The 18,477-nt window shown below is 39.9% G+C and carries 20 protein-coding genes; 6 read left to right on the forward strand and 14 right to left on the reverse strand.

The window, feature by feature from the left end; translation table 11 throughout:
- Positions 1 to 96 precede the first annotated feature (96 nt).
- Together speB and speE are read right to left on the reverse strand one after the other, a co-directional pair.
- Entirely contained in the window at positions 97 to 969 is an 873-nt protein-coding gene (speB, locus tag IEV74_RS06900; RefSeq protein ID WP_188454638.1) for an agmatinase, read from the reverse strand.
- A gap of 23 nt (positions 970 to 992) precedes the next feature.
- On the reverse strand, positions 993 to 1,820 hold the full coding sequence (gene speE / locus IEV74_RS06905; protein WP_188454639.1) for a polyamine aminopropyltransferase: 828 nt from the start codon (positions 1,818 to 1,820) through the stop codon (positions 993 to 995).
- Between the two features lie 534 nt (positions 1,821 to 2,354).
- Here speE and IEV74_RS06910 point away from each other — a divergent pair.
- Entirely contained in the window at positions 2,355 to 4,394 is a 2,040-nt protein-coding gene (locus tag IEV74_RS06910; protein ID WP_229683082.1) for a transglycosylase domain-containing protein, read from the forward strand.
- A 254-nt stretch (positions 4,395 to 4,648) separates the two neighbouring features.
- Here IEV74_RS06910 and IEV74_RS06915 read toward each other — a convergent pair whose 3' ends face one another.
- The 3 genes from IEV74_RS06915 to IEV74_RS06925 form a co-directional block, all read right to left on the reverse strand.
- The gene (locus IEV74_RS06915; RefSeq protein ID WP_188454641.1) at positions 4,649 to 5,173 is read right to left on the reverse strand and encodes a YwhD family protein; all 525 of its coding nucleotides are present in this window, start codon (positions 5,171 to 5,173) and stop codon (positions 4,649 to 4,651) included.
- Positions 5,174 to 5,355: 182 nt separating this feature from the next.
- The gene (locus IEV74_RS06920; RefSeq protein ID WP_188454642.1) at positions 5,356 to 5,862 is read right to left on the reverse strand and encodes a YwgA family protein; all 507 of its coding nucleotides are present in this window, start codon (positions 5,860 to 5,862) and stop codon (positions 5,356 to 5,358) included.
- On the reverse strand, positions 5,852 to 7,174 hold the full coding sequence (locus IEV74_RS06925) for an HD domain-containing protein (RefSeq protein WP_188454643.1): 1,323 nt from the start codon (positions 7,172 to 7,174) through the stop codon (positions 5,852 to 5,854). The genes IEV74_RS06920 and IEV74_RS06925 overlap by 11 nt, the downstream gene beginning before the upstream one ends.
- A gap of 99 nt (positions 7,175 to 7,273) precedes the next feature.
- On the opposite strand from IEV74_RS06925, the gene IEV74_RS06930 reads away from it, so the two are divergent.
- Positions 7,274 to 8,140: a lipoate--protein ligase family protein gene (locus IEV74_RS06930; RefSeq protein WP_188454644.1), complete on the forward strand. Its 867-nt coding sequence runs from the start codon at positions 7,274 to 7,276 to the stop codon at positions 8,138 to 8,140.
- Between the two features lie 277 nt (positions 8,141 to 8,417).
- On the opposite strand, the gene pta is transcribed toward IEV74_RS06930, so the two are convergent.
- Positions 8,418 to 9,389: a phosphate acetyltransferase gene (pta, locus tag IEV74_RS06935; protein ID WP_188454645.1), complete on the reverse strand. Its 972-nt coding sequence runs from the start codon at positions 9,387 to 9,389 to the stop codon at positions 8,418 to 8,420.
- 214 nt (positions 9,390 to 9,603) lie between these two features.
- Between pta and hemQ the strand changes: the two genes are divergently transcribed.
- From hemQ to IEV74_RS06955, 4 genes are all read left to right on the forward strand, one after another.
- A complete protein-coding gene (gene hemQ, locus IEV74_RS06940; protein ID WP_188454646.1) occupies positions 9,604 to 10,353 on the forward strand; it encodes a hydrogen peroxide-dependent heme synthase in 750 nt (249 codons plus the stop codon).
- A 142-nt stretch (positions 10,354 to 10,495) separates the two neighbouring features.
- The gene (locus tag IEV74_RS06945; protein ID WP_229683083.1) at positions 10,496 to 10,918 is read left to right on the forward strand and encodes a cell wall hydrolase; all 423 of its coding nucleotides are present in this window, start codon (positions 10,496 to 10,498) and stop codon (positions 10,916 to 10,918) included.
- A gap of 26 nt (positions 10,919 to 10,944) precedes the next feature.
- Positions 10,945 to 11,445, forward strand: a complete 501-nt coding sequence (gerQ, locus tag IEV74_RS06950; protein WP_188454647.1) for a spore coat protein GerQ — start codon at positions 10,945 to 10,947, stop codon at positions 11,443 to 11,445.
- A gap of 324 nt (positions 11,446 to 11,769) precedes the next feature.
- Positions 11,770 to 12,081 carry a hypothetical protein gene (locus IEV74_RS06955; RefSeq protein WP_229683084.1) on the forward strand — a complete coding sequence of 104 codons (312 nt, stop codon included), beginning with the start codon at positions 11,770 to 11,772 and terminating at the stop codon, positions 12,079 to 12,081.
- Here IEV74_RS06955 and IEV74_RS06960 read toward each other — a convergent pair.
- The 8 genes from IEV74_RS06960 to coxB form a co-directional block, all read right to left on the reverse strand.
- The gene (locus IEV74_RS06960) at positions 12,076 to 12,444 is read right to left on the reverse strand and encodes a DUF423 domain-containing protein (protein ID WP_188454648.1); all 369 of its coding nucleotides are present in this window, start codon (positions 12,442 to 12,444) and stop codon (positions 12,076 to 12,078) included. The two genes, IEV74_RS06955 and IEV74_RS06960, sit on opposite strands and share 6 nt — an antisense overlap.
- A 20-nt stretch (positions 12,445 to 12,464) precedes the next feature.
- A complete protein-coding gene (locus IEV74_RS06965; protein ID WP_188454649.1) occupies positions 12,465 to 12,755 on the reverse strand; it encodes a DUF5327 family protein in 291 nt (96 codons plus the stop codon).
- A gap of 167 nt (positions 12,756 to 12,922) precedes the next feature.
- Positions 12,923 to 13,177, reverse strand: coding sequence for a GlsB/YeaQ/YmgE family stress response membrane protein (locus IEV74_RS06970; protein ID WP_188454650.1), 255 nt, complete (start codon positions 13,175 to 13,177; stop codon positions 12,923 to 12,925).
- Between the two features lie 27 nt (positions 13,178 to 13,204).
- Complete coding sequence (locus tag IEV74_RS06975; protein WP_188454651.1) at positions 13,205 to 13,369, reverse strand: hypothetical protein; 165 nt, start codon at positions 13,367 to 13,369, stop codon at positions 13,205 to 13,207.
- A 142-nt stretch (positions 13,370 to 13,511) separates the two neighbouring features.
- Positions 13,512 to 15,086 (reverse strand): FMN-binding glutamate synthase family protein, encoded by a 1,575-nt coding sequence (locus tag IEV74_RS06980; RefSeq protein WP_188454652.1) that lies wholly within the window; start codon positions 15,084 to 15,086, stop codon positions 13,512 to 13,514.
- 40 nt (positions 15,087 to 15,126) lie between these two features.
- On the reverse strand, positions 15,127 to 15,699 hold the full coding sequence (locus IEV74_RS06985; protein ID WP_188454653.1) for a cytochrome c oxidase subunit 3: 573 nt from the start codon (positions 15,697 to 15,699) through the stop codon (positions 15,127 to 15,129).
- Positions 15,692 to 17,647, reverse strand: a complete 1,956-nt coding sequence (locus IEV74_RS06990; RefSeq protein WP_308418982.1) for a cytochrome c oxidase subunit I — start codon at positions 17,645 to 17,647, stop codon at positions 15,692 to 15,694. Before IEV74_RS06990 ends, IEV74_RS06985 begins: the two co-directional genes overlap by 8 nt.
- 21 nt (positions 17,648 to 17,668) lie before the next feature.
- On the reverse strand, positions 17,669 to 18,367 hold the full coding sequence (coxB, locus tag IEV74_RS06995) for a cytochrome c oxidase subunit II (protein WP_188454654.1): 699 nt from the start codon (positions 18,365 to 18,367) through the stop codon (positions 17,669 to 17,671).
- Between the last annotated feature and the right edge of the window lie 110 nt (positions 18,368 to 18,477).

An 18,477-nucleotide genomic window follows, 5' to 3' on the forward strand; every position in this document is an offset into this window, starting at 1 on the left:
GGTTGATGTTTCTTCCTTGGGGTTGATGTTTCTTCCTTGGGGTTGATGTTTCTTCCTTGGGGTTGATGAAAACGCCCTTTAAACGGGCGTTTTCATCTATTTTACCCAGCCAAGCAATATTTCTCTTACAAATTTGCTTGCTGCTATTGCTGTTTGTTCGGAATGATCGTATGCCGGTGCAACTTCAACTAGATCCGCTCCAACAATTTCCGCATCAGAACCCGCAATTAATTGAATTGCTTCAAGCAGTTCACCTGATGTAATTCCACCCGCTTCCGCTGTTCCGGTGCCTGGTGCGAATGCTGGATCCAATACATCAATGTCGATCGTAACATATACCTTTCTTCCACTTAACGTTGGCAAAATTTTGCGCAATGGTTCAGCAACGTGAAACTTACTCATATGCATGCCACTATCTTTCGCGTATTGAAATTCCTCGCGCATACCTGAACGAATGCCAAAGGAGTATACATTTTCCGGACCAATTAATTCACAGATTTTCCTTACTGGTGTGGAATGGGAAAGAACCTCTCCTTCATATTCCTTGCGTAAATCAGCATGTGCATCAATATGAATAAGTGCTATATCCGAATATTTTTCATGCATTGCCCGGATGACTGGCCATGTAACGAGATGCTCCCCGCCAAGCCCAAGCGGAAACTTTCCAGCCGAAACCAGTTTCTTAATATATTCCTCAATCATTGCAATACTGCGCTCGGCATTCCCAAATGGCAATGGAATATCACCTGCATCAAAATATGTTACTTCCTCTAAATGCTTATCCATATATGGGCTGTATTCTTCCAAGCCAATCGATGCTTCGCGAATACGCCCGGGACCAAACCGTGATCCTGGGCGAAAGCTGACCGTCCAATCCATTGGCATGCCATAAATAACTGCACTTGCATTTTCAAAATCGTTCCGCGACATGATAAAAACTTTGCCTGAATAGGCTTCGTCAAACCGCATGAATGTACTCCCCCTTTAGCTTTTTACTCTGTTAGTTCTTTAACAAACTTTGGCAATGCAAAAGATGCGTAATGTAGTTCTGGTGTATAATATTTCGTCCCGATTTCCGTAAAGCGCTCATCTTTGACTTTTAACGGGTTATGAATTTTACTTCCCATTGTAAACGTCCACATGCCACTTGGATATGTTGGAATGTTTGCTGTATATAATTTTGTAACTGGGAAAATTTCTTTAACATCTTTAAACACCTGATGGATTAGATCTGCCTTAAACCACGGATTATCTGTCTGTGCGACAAAAATTCCATCATCCTTCAGTGCCTTTGCAATCCCAGCGTAAAAACCTTGTGTAAACAAATTGACTGCTGGTCCAACAGGTTCTGTGGAGTCGACTAAAATCACATCAAATTCCCGTTCACTTTCGGCAATGTACATAAAGCCATCGTCTACTTTTACCTCAACACGTTCGTCATCAAGTGCACCTGCAATTGTAGGTAAGTATTTTTTCGAATATGCAATAACATCCCCATCAATATCAACTAATGTAGCCTTCTGTACGGATTGATGCTTTAGGACTTCGCGAATGACACCACCGTCGCCGCCACCAACAACTAAAACATTTTTAGGATTCGGATGCGTGTACAATGGAACGTGTGCGACCATTTCATGATATACAAATTCGTCTTTTTCAGTTGTCATGACCATATCATCCAAAACAAGCATGTTGCCCCATTCTTCCGTTTCAATCACCTGTAATTCCTGATACTCCGTTTTTACAGCTGCTAATGTTTGTTTAATTTTTGCAGTAATACCGAAATTTGCAGTTTGATGTTCAGTAAACCAAATACCCAAGAAAAGCATCTCCTTCAATGTAAAAAAATAGGCTAATTTAAGATTGTTGTTTTAATACATATGACATATGATCCAAGGTAAATTTTCCACTTTACGTTACTCTTACCCCGCAGCCCGAATAGGGCACGCAATTGTCATCGATTAGACCCTGGAATACATCAGCTCAATGAGTCACATCAGCCGTCCACAGATGGCGTAGTATTTTTGGCTATCAACAATGGACTCTCATAGGTCTTATGAGTTCCTATTCTATTAATTTTCAGCTGCAAATGGACCCTAGTGTATACGGGCTGCGGGACTAAAGAGCATCCAAAATGGGGTGAAATTACCACAAATACTTTACGTCACATTTAACGGAAACTACGTAAAAAAACAACAAAATTTATAAAAATCGCCTTCAATTAAAAACATATTAAACAAGAAAATTATAGTTAAAAACGGCAAAAATGCAAGCACTTTTCGGTAATTTAAGTTTATTTCTATTTATCTTTTCCCATAATGTGAGTAATGCACACGAAAATTGGAGATAAAATTATGAAATGGAAATTTTTCAAACATAAAAAAAGCCGGCTTGCATTAACAGCAGCTATTGGAGCACTGATACTTGCACTTAGCTTTATTGCAGGTGTTTATTTAGTTAGCTTTCTACTCGGACCGCCGGAACTGTCCACCGAACAAAACACTATATATTATAGTAATAGTGGTGATGTTATTGGTGAAGAACGTGGTAATCAAAGCCGTTATTGGATTGACTTAGAAGATATATCACCACACCTTGTTCAAGCAACCTTATTAATTGAGGATCAGCATTTTCGCGATCATAACGGCTTTGATTTACCGAGAATCGCTAGTGCTGTATTGACGAATATCAAAAGTATGTCCTTAAAAGAAGGTGCAAGCACACTTACACAGCAATATGCGCGAAATTTATATTTATCGTTTGAAAAAACCTGGACCAGAAAACTGCGAGAGGCCTTTTATACAGTGCGATTAGAGATGTACTACTCCAAGGATGAGATTTTAGAAGGCTATTTAAATACTATTTATTATGGGCATGGTGCTTATGGGATCGAAGCGGCAAGCAGATATTTTTTTAACAAATCTGCGAGTGAACTGACAATTGCTGAATCGGCCATGCTAGCAGCAATACCAAAAGGTCCGACATATTATTCGCCATATAATGATATGGAAAATGCAAAAAAACGCCAAAATCGAATACTAGGAATCATGCTGGAGAAAAATGCAATTGATGAAGAGGAGTATTTTTTAGCGAAAAGAGAGAATTTAGCTTTTGCCGAGCCAAAGGAACAACGTGTGGAAACTGTTGCACCTTACTTTCAGGATACTGTTTTGAAGGAGGCAGCGGAAATTCTAGACATTGATAAAGAGCTTGTTCGATCCGGGGGCTTTCAAATTTATACAACATTAGATCTTGAACTTCAGCAAAAATTAGAAGCAAAGATAACCAATGTCTTTCAACCAGAAAGCAAGATTGAGGTTGGTGCAATTGCTCTTGAACCGACATCTGGTGCTATTCAAGCATTAGTAGGTGGACGTGATTATGAATCAAGCCAATTTAATCGTGCAATTCAGGCCAAACGAATGCCTGGTTCTGCATTCAAACCTTTTCTTTACTATGCTGCATTGGAAAATGGCTATACCCCGACAACAATGCTGATGAGTAAGCCGACTGCTTTCGAATTAGAGGATGGCAAGGTTTATCAGCCTAGCAATTATAATGGGTATTATGCCTATGAGCCGATTACACTAGCACAAGCATTGGCTCTGTCTGACAATGTTTATGCTGTGAAAACGAACCTTTTTCTAGGCGCGGAGAAATTAGTTGAAACAGCTAAAGACTTTGGAATTGACAGTAAGCTGCCTGCAGTACCATCCCTTGCTTTGGGAACTGCCGCAGTAACAGTTGAAGATATGGTAACCGGATATGGCATGATTGCAAATGGCGGCCATCAAATTGAAGGTCACACAATAAATAAAATTGTTGATCGTAAAGGCAAAGTTGTATTTGAATCAGAAGATGAAGAAGGCAAGCAGCTGTTAGACCCTAAATCGCTATACATTCTCTCGCAATTAATGACAGGAATGTTCGATCATGCATTAGATGGTTATATGTCTGTCACAGGTTCACCGATTACTGATGAGCTGACACGTAAGTATGCAGGTAAATCTGGAACAACCAACTCCGATAGCTGGATGATCGGTTTTAGCCCAGAACTTGTAACAGGTGTTTGGGCCGGCTATGATGACAATCGATCAATCGACAAGGTTGCAGAGGAAACATATTCAAAGAAAGTTTGGGCAGCGTTCATGGAGGCCGCCCATAAAGGATTGCCTAAGACTAATTTCGATGCCCCACCTGATATTGTAAGCATGGAAATAGACCCTGAATCAGGTAAACGGGCAACACCATATTGCGAGACTAGTCGCGTTATGTATTTTGAAAAAGGAACAGAACCAGATGAATACTGTGATGTGCACTTCCCTGGTGAAGAAAAACCTGATTCTAAAGAAAAAGATGGGATAGTCAAGAAATTTTTTGATATCTTTTTCTAGCATTGGTCTGGAGAGGGCAGTTTGTGCGGATTAATCAGCTCTCCTGACGATGTTTCTGCTCTCCTGACGATACCCCTCTTTCACGATGCTGAAAACCTCCAAAAAAAGAAGCTGACTCAGGCTCTGCCTTTAAGTCAGCTTCTTTTTTGTCCTAGTAATACATGAGAAAAGCCCATGTATAAACATTTTACAAATTTCTGTAACAAAGTACAAGAATTTACGTAATTGTTCAAGATTCGTTCACAAATTGTTCACTATTTCGGAAGTGCCTGTTTTAATTCGTCCGTTGAATTATTCCACATTTCTCCACCTTTAAAATCGGCAAGAAAATCTTTCAGCAATTTTTTCGAATGCTCATCCATATGTTCAACGATTATTTTTCCCTTTAATGACTTATCCATATGTGTCACATGCTCTGGCATAGATTTATATGCACGCTTAATTTCACGATCAACCCGGATTTCACTGCCGCAAACCCCGGCAAAATATGGACCGTTTTCACCTTTTTCTACGGTAACCCAAACGATCCAATACAATTTTCCATTTGGAACCGCATCTTTATCTGGCAAAAATTTAACACGACGTTCTACATCACTGCGCGCATGCATCGCACCCATATCAACGTATGCTTTATTTTCATTTGGATCAATAATAACCGGTGACATATTTTCAAGACTGATAGCACCCATTCCATAGCCGCCATGGCCGTCAGTGGAATCATCTTTAATTATCGTAAATGGATTGCTCTTCTTTTGATTAGAAGACTGATCTGAACTCATTCAATAGACCCTCCTGGTTCGCTATTATTTTTCATTGTAGCATATTAATACTGGAATCGGAATGAGCTTGCTCAGCTTCACAAGCTTAGACAATGAACGATCGAATACGATATTTACTGGAAGTTGTCATTTGCTTACTTCTATGGCGATTAGACCACAGTTTTGTGTAAAAAACCCACACCCTAATGTGATGGATTTTTCTGTAATGAATCGATAAATGTCCATGCTTCATTTATTTCATCTGCCGTGTAGTTTTGTTTCGGCTTAACGATATGTATTTTTTCAGCTGCTTCCGTCTTTGATAGGTCATCAAAATACAACATTGTCGAAACCAGTTCAAGGAAACGGGAGCTTTTTGCCTGCAAAAGTTCTACCTGCTTCTCCATGTCAGGCATATCCAGTGCGAATTGATTTAAAAATGCCAGCCCATCACCTGTTATTTTATAATTGTATTGATAATAGTTGCTTTTATCTTCTTTTTCCTCGGCAACAAATCCCAGATTGCACAGTTCTTCCATGCGCAGTGTAAGCTCTTCTGAATATGGTCCATAAAAATGAAATTGATATTTTTCCTCAAACGGAACATGGCATTTTTGTAAAATATAAATCATCTTTTGCAGCTTTTTTCGTCCAGTAACTTCTTTTGCCACCGCAAAAAATTGCATTAGTTTTGCGTGATTAGTCAACATTTTTTATACGCTCCCCCTGCCCATATAAAAGTTCAAAAATTCGTTTCTTCACAGGATTCTCATCGCTCATCCTATGAAGTATATCTGCTGGAAAATACAGCTTGTGATCCGTTCGTTTTTTCCCCGAAATGGACTCCACAATTTCCGAGTGGCGCGACAATTCTTTCAGTTCATTGTTTGGCATTAACAAATGAATCGGCAATCGTTCCTCTTCTTCACCAGGCCGGTAAAAATCATATGGCAAATCCGACGAGGAATCAACAACCAGATAATACTCTGGATCTATCCCTGCATCTTGAAACAGCCGGTACAGTTCCATCCATTCATTCATCTGCTGATTCGGATTAAACTCAATATATTTAAATAGCCGGCGATTCATAAACCGTTCACATAAATCCTGCAGTACTGGATCATCCTCTTCCTGCCATGCTTGAAAATAATACGAAACTATTGCTTCATCAAGCTTTAAATAATCGGCCAAATCTACATCCTCTTTAAAAAAGGAAATGAAATGTGCCGGCTCCAGTTTGAATGTATAGTTATTTTCAAATAAATGTTTAGCACGGTGAAGGATTTTGGATAATATAACTTCCGCACTCCGTGTTACCGGGTGAAAATAAACCTGCCAATACATTTGGTAACGGCTCATAATATAGTCTTCCACCGCGTGCATACCACTTGATTTAATTACAACCTGATCGTCAATTGGGCGCATAACACGCAAAATTCGTTCCATGTCAAAATGCCCGTAACTAACACCGGTAAAATATGCATCACGCTGCAAATAGTCCATCCGATCAGCATCAATTTGGCTTGAGATTAAACTGACAACCAATTTATCTTCATACGTTTTTGCGATTACATCGGAAACTTTTTGAGCGAAACCTGGTGAAACCCGCTCCAGTATCTTGTTGACAAACGTCTCTCCAAGTATGATCTGCTGTGTAAAATGTTCATGATCAAGTTTAAACACTTTCTCGAATGAATGGGAAAATGGCCCATGACCTAAATCATGCAGCAAGGCAGCACATAGACATAACAGACGTTCTTCGTTATTCCAATGCGGACGATCCTGGAAATTGTAAATAATTCTCTGGACAATTTCATAAACCCCTAGCGAATGATTAAACCGGCTGTGCTCTGCCCCGTGAAACGTTAAGTTAGTTGTTCCCAGCTGTTTAATACGGCGCAATCGCTGAAATTCAGGGGTTGCAATTAAATCCCAGATTACGCGATCTTTAACGTGAACATATCTATGTACCGGGTCTTTAAAAACCTTTTCCTCGTTTAGTTGTTCGTCTTTATAAGCCATTTAAGTCCAACCCGTTCCTTTTCGACAATTTTGTTTTATTATATAATAGATAGTCAAAGTTAAAAAGAGTTAATTCGGTTTTACTGAGGGAGATAATGCATGCAAACTTGGAAAGAAATTATTCACCATGCGACATTTCGCTATATTGATCAGTCAAATAAAAAAGTTTTTAACAATGAACCATTAACTGCATTATCATCATTCGCAATTGATGATGCATTAGCGTTGTCTGTAAGTGACGGCGGTTCCCCACCTGCTATTCGACTTTGGGTTCATTCGGATACTGTTGTACTTGGTATTCCGGATGCACGCCTTCCATATATAGACGAAGGTATTCAACTGCTTCAAAGCCACGGGTATCGTGCTGTTGTACGCAATTCTGGAGGACTTGCTGTTGCTTTGGATAAAGGCGTGTTAAATATTTCGCTCATTTTGCCGGGAGTCAAGCATTTATCTATTCATGCTTGCTATGAAGCGATGGTCAGCTTTATCCAATATATGTTACGCGATTTAACGAATGAAATTGAAGCGTATGAAATTGTTGGCTCTTATTGTCCTGGTGATTATGACTTAAGTATCGGCGGTCGCAAATTTGCTGGGATTTCCCAGAGACGTGTTAAGGATGGTGCTGCAATTCAGATATACTTAGACGTAGAAGGCAATGGCAGAGAACGTGCAGAAATGATTCGTCATTTTTATGAAATTAGTCACCGCGGGGAGAAGACAAAATTCGACTATCCGACTGTCGTCCCCAATACGATGGCTTCATTGTCGGAATTGCTGGACACAGCGATTACAATGGAAGACATGAAGCGCCGTGTGCGTTCTGCAATCGAGGATTTGTCCGAGAAGGTAGTGGTGAAGGACTTTTCCAAACGTGAGATGGAATCTTATTGGACACGTTTGGAGCAGATGAAAAAACGGAATCAGCGAATTGCTGAGATTGAACAAGCAGGCAGACAATAGTAAAAAGGCATTGGTGAGACCCCGGAGTGCGTCAGCGCTTCGGAGGCTCATCAGCCGCCCACGGAAAGCGTAGTGTATACGGGCTGCGGTACCAAAGAGCATCCAAAATGATGCGAAATCACCACAAGTATTTACGTCACAGTTTACGGATAATTAGCAACAGGGATTATGAAAATGCATAAAGAAGTATCCGAACTAATTCATATAATTGTAACGCATAGTTCGGATTTCTTTTTGACTAAACTATTTTTGTCCTAGCCACTTTATTATTATACCATCACTCCGCCTGTGCCGCGGTTATTAATGCCAGCTTATATACGTCCTTTGAACTGCAGCCACGTGATAAATCGTTAACTGGCTGGTTTAGCCCTTGCAAAATAGGACCTACCGCTTCAAATCCGCCGAGACGCTGAGCGATTTTATAACCAATATTTCCAGCCTCTAAACTTGGAAAAATAAACACATTTGCGTCACCTGCCAGCACTGAACCTGGTGCTTTTTTCGCCGCAACACTTGGAACAAATGCTGCATCAAACTGGAATTCACCGTCGATTAGCAGTTCGGCATTTTTCTCCTTAGCGAGCGACACCGCTTCGACAACCTTTTCTGTTTCAGCAGATTTTGCCGAACCCATAGTAGAAAAGCTCAACATAGCAATTCGAGGGGCGACTTCAAATAATTTAGCAGTTTCTGCACTTTCGACAGCTATTTCTGCTAGATCCTGACTGTCTGGTGCTATGTTAATTGCACAATCCGCAAACACATATTTTTCTTCACCTCGAACCATGATGAATACTCCAGATGTTTTCTTGATACCAGCTTTCGTTTTAATTATTTGTAATGCTGGGCGAACAGTATCTGCAGTTGAATGGGCAGCACCACTAACTAGACCATCTGCTTGATTCATATAGACAAGCATCGTTCCAAAGTAATTTTCGTCACGTAAAATCTCCCTTGCCTCCCTGGCAGTTACTTTACCTTTTCGGCGTTCCACAAATGTGTCCACCATCAAATCGAATTCCGGAAATTCTGCTGGATTGATTAATTTACAGGATGACACGTCAACACCAACTTCTTCCGCGCGGTGTTTGATAGCTGACTTATCACCGATTAATACTGGTGTTAAAATTCCTGAGGCACCCAATTTACTAGCAGCAGTTACTATTCGTTCATCCATACTTTCGGGAAAAACAATGTGCTTCGTTGACTTCTCTAATTTCTTTTCAAGTGTTTCAAATAATTTACTCATCAGCGCACCCTCTCTTTTTATGGTATCTATTTAAATAATAGTTGATCCAATAACGGAATTAAAGAAATTACGTTTGATCGTATTGGGAAATATGACGAAATGTTGACAATGTACAATTTTCGTTTAGTTAATCGAAACCTCTAACAATGATTATCATTCCCCAATTGTGATATAGTAAAAACATATCAAGCAAATGATGAAGGAGAGATAGATAATGGCAGAAGCAGTTGAAACGATGGATGGCTGGTATTGCCTGCATGATTTAAGAAGTATTGATTGGACTTCCTGGAAAATGGCGTCAAGCGATGAACGCGAAGCAGCTATCCACGAATTTGAACAATTATTGTCAAAATGGGAGGCAATTGAAGAGGCGAAGGATGGCAGTCATGCCGTTTATACTGTTGTAGGACAAAAAGCCGACATTATGATGATGTTCCTGCGACCGACAATGGTTGAATTGAATGAGCTGGAAACGGAATTTAACAAAACAAAATTCGCTGAGTACTTAAAACCTGCCTATTCCTACGTATCTGTTGTCGAGCTTTCAAAATACGCTCCGCAAAAAGAAGGGGTAGATCCGGAATCACTTCCGGAAACCCAAGCACGTTTAAAACCCATTTTGCCAAAATGGGAGCATATGTGTTTCTATCCAATGGACAAGCGTCGTCAAGGAGAAAATAACTGGTACACACTTGAATTTAGTGAACGCGGTAAAATGCTGTACGAACATAGTAAAACTGGCCGTAAATATGCTGGCCGTGTTAAACAAATTATCACTGGATCATTCGGGTTTGACGACTGGGAATGGGGCGTAACACTATTTGCTCATGACGTACTTCAGCTAAAACGAATTGTATATGAAATGCGTTTCGACGAAGTAAGTGCAAAATATGGTGAATTCGGTGAGTTCTTTGTCGGGAATCATCTTCCAAAAGAAAACGTTGCTGCATATCTCCACGTTTAATCATTAGAATACAAAGCTGTCTTATCGAATGGATAAGGCAGCTTTTTTTGTGCTCTAATTTTTTCATCATAATCCATTTACAAGCTTCATATATATCATTCATAAGCCTTGCATCATGATGTGCAGAAATGAGGTGTATTTTGTGGCGGTTATTAAATCAACTACTAAAGGGGTAGACCTATTAGCGCGGTTAATGCGTGCTGAAGCTGAAGGTGATGGTAAGCTAGGAATGCTGATGGTCGGTAATACCGGCGTTAACAGGGTTAGGGTTGAATGTTTGGATTTTACTGATATAAACACTATTCGGGAGATGGTTTTCCAAAGTCCTGGAGGTTTTGAGGCTACTCAAAAGGGATATTTTTATCAACGAGCGAGAGAACAAGATAAAAACCTAGCCCGAAAAGTAATAAATGGAAAACGATATCATCCCGCTACAAATTCATTATGGTTCTTCAGGCCAGAAGGTTCATGTCCAGCACAATGGTTTGACCAAGCCAATGTTGGAAGATATAAGTCGCATTGTTTCTACGCGCCAACACGTGCTGATTGTCCTAGAGCTTATTAATACAAATTTATTAGGAGGTTATTTGTATGAGTGAAAAAAATGAAAGCAGAGATCAGTCATTTGAAAATCCCTATCAGGCCTATCCGTATTACTACTATCCGCCAGTATCACCGGCATACTACCCGGCTTATGACTACAGACAAGATCCGCAAATGCAAATGCAGCAGCAGGGTGGAGGACAAATGCAGCCAAGCGGATTCCCGCAACAGCAAGCTGGCGGCAATGCTCCTCAAGGAATGCTGCCAGAAGAGGAATCGTATATCGAGAATATTTTACGATTAAACAGAGGCAAGAAAGCAACCGTTTATATGACATTTGAAAACAATAGCCAATGGAATGCGAAAGTTTTCAAAGGAATTATTGAAGCTGCTGGCCGGGATCACTTAATTTTAAGCGATCCGCAATCAGGCAAGCGTTATTTATTACTTATGATCTATCTTGATTACGTAACATTCGATGAAGAACTTAACTATGCATACCCGTACGGTGGCACCAGTCAGGAAATGAGCAATTATCCACCTAGGTAAATAACAATCTTTTAGGAACAAAAGCGGAAGCGCCCGTTTAGCGACGTGTGGACTGCGCCTCGCCATGCGAGGTGGTTCGGCGTTGCCGCGCAAAGCGGCGGTTTTAGCCGAACATTCCTTCGCAGGAGATAAAGGAAACTCGGGTGAGCGTAAGCGAATTGATGTTGACCTTATCGTACGGAGGTGAGAGAAGTCCATCACAGCTTTAGCGCTGGAGCTGGACGTGGCCGATGCGATAGTTTGGTTATCCACAGCATTCAAATTTTATAGTTTCCTAGACGTGAACAAAGGATGCCCATTTAGAGATGATCCGCTTCTTTATAGGTGGGTTCAAATCCATTTGGGCATTCTTATTTTAGTAAGCTGCTGGAAAGGGAGATTTTGATGAGGCATCCATATGAAAAATTTATTCGTCTAGAGTTAATCGCCATTTTAGTAGCTGTTGTCATTGGTCTTTTTGCGCTCATCAAAGGGTTCCTGTTAATTGTTATCCTTGCTTTATACATGCTTGCTTTCAGCCTTGCTAGCGGAGCAATTGTTGAATGGAATATGAACCAGACAAATCAGGCGGGAAAGCATTTTTTACAGGCTATTCTTTTATTTATTTTCACTACCTATATGATTTTTCAGCTATAGGTATTTAACAACCGCGTAGCCTAATAAAATCCAGCCCGCTAAAAAGGCAACTCCCCCGAGCGGTGTAATCATTGCAAATGTTTTTATTCCTGTCGTTGAATAAACATAAAGACTCCCTGAAAACAATAAGATTCCAATAAAGAACATCCAGCCTGCCCACATCATGCCACCAGATTGAATCTTGGCAAGTATCAGACCTGTCACCAGCAGTGCCATGGTATGGAACATTTGATAATTTACAGCTTTATCCCATGTATTTAGCATTTTCTCGGATAGTTTACCTTCCAGACCATGTGCCCCAAAAGCACCTAATGCTACTGCTAAAAATCCATTTATTGCACCTAAAATTAAAAACAGCTTCATCACAATTCACCTTTCTTATTTTAAAAGTCAAAAATTGATTTTCCATTTGCATCGTCGTGATCAATGGCTGATGCATTTGTATGTTTTTTACTTACCGATGAAGCATTTTCTGCTCCGATCATCGTTTTTATTTCAGCTTCCGTCATGTCTTGACCACTAACAACTGGAGATGAATCTTCTTCTAGCAACAACTCGCATAGAAGCTTGACGCTCGCTATATGCTTTGTCATTTCATTTTGGTTTGTTTGCTTTCTGATTGCTTCTTCTATTTCCTTCTTCATCTTTAGAAGGACTGTTTTATTTGTCACCACAAAAACCGCTCCTTTATAAAAGCTAAGGTCACGTTTCAGTATAACATGTCATTTGACTATATTGTAAAAGACAGTTTTATGACATTTAAAAAAAGCCTTGTAAGAATATAAAATGTCCTTTACTAAGGTACAATTTACATTATTCCAAGGCTTTTTTTTATTCTTTTTTATGCTATTTTTGCCCTTTTTCCCAAAAGTCCAATTAACACGATGACAATTACTGCACCTAATACAGCAGGGAACACGTTGTAGCCAGCTATTTGGGGACCAAGGTGACCAATCAGGATATCACCGATCCATGCCCCCAATAAACCGGCAACCATGGAGCCGGTCAATCCCCCTGGTATTTTAAAGCCAAATATTGCTGCCACAAGTATACCTGTCACAACAGCAACTATGATATACAGCAATAATTGAATCATGCGGCTTTACCTCCTTTCCCCCTTTATTTAACTGCAGGACATATATTTGTCTTTCTGTTCATATTCACCCTTTTGCTTCTGTTCTTCCTTATGGCGGTCATAAACCCATTGCAAAAATTCAATTTCTTTCTTCTGCAATTGTCTTCCAAGCTTCTCTGTCGTATCTTCTAATACATGTAAAAAGCTCTCCACGATTATGGTCCCCCCTGAATAACAGCCGATTTTTTGTCTACTTTATATTTTACCTTTAATTACGCAGGTAATCAACAAAGAATTGACAATTTGGCAAATTTACTGATAACGTGTTTTTCTATGAACATATAAAGTTAATAAACTAACTGGAATGAGAATAATTCAACACTTTCGTTGCACGATTAAACCGATCTTTATATATAATATGTTCACGGCTCAGTTTTGCTGGGCTATCTACTCCAGCAACCGCAGCCATTTCAAATACGCCCTCCCTTAGTGCAATCAAATAATTGCATACCCGGTATTTTTTCTCTTCAATACTCAGAGCGTTTTGTAATTTAGAGTCCGTTGTAGCAACACCAACAGGGCAGTTATTCGTGTGGCAAACTTGTGCCATAATACATCCAACACTAAGCATAAATCCTCTGGCGATATTAATCATATCAGCACCCAAAGCTAGCGCCATAGCAATTTTGTCTGGTGTCATTAGTTTTCCAGATGCAATAATATGCGTTCTTTCCCGTAAGTTATATTTCTTAAGCATATCGTCAACAAGCGGCAATGCAGCAAATGCCGGCAATCCAACAGATTCTGCTAATTCATAATATGTTGCACCAGTACCGCCATTGCCACCATCTACTGTAATAAAATCAGGAACAATCCCCGTATCCTCCATTGCCTGAACATAACTTTCCACCTGCTGCTCATCCCCAACGACTATTTTGGTTCCAACTGGTTTGCCGCCAATGTCCCGCATTTTATCTAGGAATTCCAGTAAACCTTTTGCATCATTGAATTCTCTGAATCTATTCGGACTGTTAATTGTAACACCGGGTTCTACTTTACGAATTTCTGCAATTTCTTCTGTCACTTTACTGCCCTCAACATGACCGCCACGTGTTTTCGCACCTTGAGCTAATTTTAATTCAAATGCCTTAACCTGATCGATCTCACTCCTTTTCTTAAACTCTTCAAAGGAGAATTCACCATCCTTTGTCCTTACACCGAACAATCCTGGACTAATTTGCATAATAATATCCACATCACCCTTTTGATGATAAGGCGAAATGCTCCCCTCTCCTGTATTCATCCATGTACCGCCAGCCATGCCCAATCCCTTAGAAAGTGCTGTAATTGCATGGTCGCCAAGCGAACCGAAGCTCATTGCCGACTGCCCAATAAAGCCTTTAACCTTAAACGGCTTCTTTACCGTGTCCTTTCCCAAAATTATCGCTTCATCGTCCGTTAAATAGAATGGGTTTATTACTGCCTCCTCGTGATGTTCTTTTCGGCTGAACAGCTTCTCATTGTCAATAGAATATAGCCTCGTTTTAATTTTTGGCTGCTGGTCAATTTTCATTTCCTCGCGCTGTTTGGGAAACATGTTGTTAACAATATATAATCCTTCTTCATCGAAATCCCGTTCTGATCCGTAGCCAATCATCCGGCTATTGTATTTCGCTGCTTTATATACAAATGTAAATTCCCGGCGATTAAATGGCTTTCCTTCGTTATTATTATTAAAAAGGTATTGCCGAAATTCCGGTCCCGCCTTTTCCAAAATATAACGTACTTTCCCCAGTACAGGATAGTTCCGCAATATAGAATGTTCCCGCTGCTTCTGATCATGTACATAGATACGAGAAAATATAATCAATGGTATTACAATGACAACACTTATGATAACGATTAATGTAATTAACAAACCTGCAGTCATATAAAATTCCCCCTTGTATACTTGTTTTCTATATTTCATGCTATAGTAAATATGGTAAATATACGAGTATAATAATAAATACCCAAATCACATCAACAAAATGCCAATAATATTGAAAAATCCGCTGCTTTTCCGTATAAAGCTGATAGGGCAAATTCATCATTTTATATTGAACGCTAAGCAGAATCATCCAGCAGCAGCCAAATGTTACATGTGCTGCATGCAGGCCCACCAATACGTAGAACGCAGACATAAAGACATTTACAGTTAACCCATTGCCTTCCTGTACATATTTATAAAACTCGTGAATCTCTAAGCCTAGGAATACAAGTCCCAATAAGAATGTGGTGCCTAAACCAATAAGAATTTTTAAGCTTTGATGGCTTTTTAATCCCTTTTCAGCCAAAATCAAGGTACCACTGCTCGATAATAAGAATACCGATGATAGAATAACACTCTTCGCTTCAAATATGTCGGTTGGTTTTGGACCTGATGGGGCTGGCGTGAAAATAAGGTATGTGGCAAACAGTGTTGCAAACATAATACTTTCAACAAACAAATAAAGTAAAAACCCTGCCCGTTTATCAGCGAACAACGTCATCTGCTCATTCATTGGAATGCTCCTCCTTCCGGTAATATTCTTTTCGTTCATCGGTTAACGATCGAACGATAAACAATAGGAAAGCTGAAGCACCGCCAAGTACTGCAAGAAGGTACCATGTGTATATCATTCCGATACTCATAATGGATAAAGAAACGGCAATACAGAGAGGTACTATCGTTTTGGTTGATATTGGCGCCGGTCGTGCATTGTTCGTCGTACGCAGTTTTTCACCTGCAATTTTTGCGTACCAGAATGGATCCATTTCCTTTACAATTGGCATAGGTTCAAATGAATGCTCTGGTGACGGAGATGGTACAGTCCATTCGAGTGTGCGTCCATCCCACGGATCATTTCCCGCTTTTTCACCGTATTTATGTGTCTTGTAAAGATTCCAGACAACAAATAACATACTGCTTCCCATTAGAAAGGCGCCGATTGTACTGGTTAAATTGAGTGCAAAAAGTTCATCTCCCCACTCATAGGTGTAAACCCGGCGAGGCATTCCTTGCAAACCGGTTATATGCATTGGCAGAAATGTTAAATGAAATCCTATGATAAATAACCAGAAATGCCATTTTCCTAGTTTCTCATCCAATACCTTTCCAGTAATTTTCGGATACCAGAAGTAAAGTCCTGCAAATATCCCTAAGATCGTTGAACCGATAATGGTGTAATGGAAATGGGCAACTACAAAATGGGTATCATGGTATTGAAAATTTGCCGCAGCGACAGATAGCATAACACCGGTAACGCCCCCCATGACAAACGTTGGTATGAACCCAAGTGCAAATAGCATTGGTGTTGTTATTTTCACAACACCGCCTCTCATGGTAAAGAGCCAGTTAAACACCTTAATTCCTGTAGGCACTGCAATTAACATTGTAGTGACAGCAAAAAATGTATTCGCCATTGGTCCTAGTCCCACTGTAAACATATGATGTGCCCATACCATGAATCCAAGAAATCCAATCAACGCAATAGAAAGTACCATAGCTGGATACCCAAAAATTCGCTTCTTGGAAAATGCTGCAATAACATCTGAGAAAATGCCAAACGCCGGCAGCGCTAAAATGTATACCTCAGGATGACCAAAGATCCAGAATAGATGCTGCCAATATACAGGACTGCCAGTATCATCTGAAAAGAACCCCGTACCAAACATTCGATCAAACATTAGTAAATAAAGACCCATGGATAATACGGAAAAGGCAATTAAAATAAGGAATGACGTAATTAACGTTGCCCAGGGAAACAATGGCATCCTTGTAAGCTTCATCCCTGGTGCACGGTGACGGATAATTGTAACGATCATGTTAATTGCTGTAAAAATGGTTCCAAGGCCGGATAGCTGCAAACTAAAGATGTAATAATCATTTCCAACATCAGGTGTAAACGTATCTGTCGACAATGGGGCATAGCCTGTCCACCCTGCATTTGGAGCACTATTAAAGAAAAACGACATATTAAACAATACCGCTCCACCAAGAAACAGCCAAAAGCTTACAGCGTTTAAGAATGGAAAAGCTAAATCCCGTGCACCAATTTGCAATGGAACCGCTGCATTCATCAGCCCAATCAGCAATGGCATGGCAACAAAGAATATCATCATTGTTCCATGGGTTGTAAATAATTCATTATATTTATCCTGCTGGAATACCCAGAACTCTGCATGTGGCTGTGCCAATTGGAGTCTGATTAACAATGCATCTGTACCCGCACGTATGAAAAAAATGACACCAAACAGGATATACATCGTACCAATTTTACGGTGGTTGGTCGTTCGCATATATTCCCAGATTATTGGCCATTTCCGCTTCTTCATAACATATATAAACAGAATTGCACCTAATAGAATGGAAAGAATCCATGCTGCTATAACATCTGATGGAACAAAAATAGATTCACCGAAAAATGGAATTGTCATGGTAACACCTACTAACTGAATTTCGTTTTGCAATAGATTACTAGATTGCGACTGTCACTTTTTTAGCCATTTATGATAGGCTTCAACACTTACTACCTTCGTCTTAAAACGCATTTTCGTATGATTGACACCGCAGAATTCCGCACATTTGCCATCGTACGTGCCTATTTTCGGGTTATCAATTTCATAAACAAGCTCTTTTCCCGGAAGAACATCCGTTTTACCTCCAAGTGAAGGTATCCAGAATGAATGGATAACATCCTTTGATTTCAAATGAAATATAATCGGTTTACCTTTAGGGAGAACGAGCTCTTTGGACGATTCTTTGCCATTTTCATAAGTGAACGTCCAGAAAAACTGCTGTGCTTTTACATCAATATGGATTTCACCGGCCTGCTTTTCTGTTGCTGCAGGTGACGATGCCGATTGATCATATGTAATAGCAATTGTTGGAATTGCTAGAACAACGAGCAGCAGAACAGGCAGGATTGTCCAGGCTATCTCTAATTTCCTGTTTCCCTTTACATCCTTTGGAATGACATGCTTGTTTTTATCTGTTTCCCGGTATTTCCAGACAAATCGCGCCATTAAGAGAAAGACAATAATGAGCACGATCATCATCAAGGAAAAGCTGAAGTTGATCAGAAAAGTCTGCTCCTTTGCAGTTTCACTCATTGGGTCAAGTACGGCAACATTACAGCCCTGCAGCAGACCCAGTACTAGTAATAATGTGAGTGTGAAATGTTTTTTCATTTAAATAACAGCCCTTATTGTAAAAGTTATTTTATAGACTATTTACCTTTACGTTATGATGTTAAACATATAGGAAAATGCAATGCTTTGTTTATCGCATGTGTAATAAG

The organism is Virgibacillus oceani (assembly GCF_014638995.1).
In the GTDB taxonomy this organism is placed as follows: Bacteria; Bacillota; Bacilli; order Bacillales; family Amphibacillaceae; genus Virgibacillus_E; species Virgibacillus_E oceani.

Bases quoted from the DNA above. Each gene is read 5' to 3' on its own strand.
- speB (WP_188454638.1), bottom strand. From the start codon at position 969: ATGCGGTTTGACGAAGCCTATTCAGGCAAAGTTTTTATCATGTCGCGG.
- IEV74_RS06910 (WP_229683082.1), top strand. From the start codon at position 2,355: ATGAAATGGAAATTTTTCAAACATAAAAAAAGCCGGCTTGCATTAACA.
- IEV74_RS06930 (WP_188454644.1), top strand. From the start codon at position 7,274: ATGCAAACTTGGAAAGAAATTATTCACCATGCGACATTTCGCTATATT.
- IEV74_RS06980 (WP_188454652.1), bottom strand. From the start codon at position 15,086: ATGACTGCAGGTTTGTTAATTACATTAATCGTTATCATAAGTGTTGTC.
- IEV74_RS06920 (WP_188454642.1), bottom strand. From the start codon at position 5,862: ATGTTGACTAATCACGCAAAACTAATGCAATTTTTTGCGGTGGCAAAA.
- IEV74_RS06970 (WP_188454650.1), bottom strand. From the start codon at position 13,177: ATGATTCAATTATTGCTGTATATCATAGTTGCTGTTGTGACAGGTATA.
- coxB (WP_188454654.1), bottom strand. From the start codon at position 18,367: ATGAAAAAACATTTCACACTCACATTATTACTAGTACTGGGTCTGCTG.
- IEV74_RS06915 (WP_188454641.1), bottom strand. From the start codon at position 5,173: ATGAGTTCAGATCAGTCTTCTAATCAAAAGAAGAGCAATCCATTTACG.
- IEV74_RS06925 (WP_188454643.1), bottom strand. From the start codon at position 7,174: ATGGCTTATAAAGACGAACAACTAAACGAGGAAAAGGTTTTTAAAGAC.
- pta (WP_188454645.1), bottom strand. From the start codon at position 9,389: ATGAGTAAATTATTTGAAACACTTGAAAAGAAATTAGAGAAGTCAACG.
- gerQ (WP_188454647.1), top strand. From the start codon at position 10,945: ATGAGTGAAAAAAATGAAAGCAGAGATCAGTCATTTGAAAATCCCTAT.
- IEV74_RS06985 (WP_188454653.1), bottom strand. From the start codon at position 15,699: ATGAATGAGCAGATGACGTTGTTCGCTGATAAACGGGCAGGGTTTTTA.
- hemQ (WP_188454646.1), top strand. From the start codon at position 9,604: ATGGCAGAAGCAGTTGAAACGATGGATGGCTGGTATTGCCTGCATGAT.
- IEV74_RS06960 (WP_188454648.1), bottom strand. From the start codon at position 12,444: ATGAAGCTGTTTTTAATTTTAGGTGCAATAAATGGATTTTTAGCAGTA.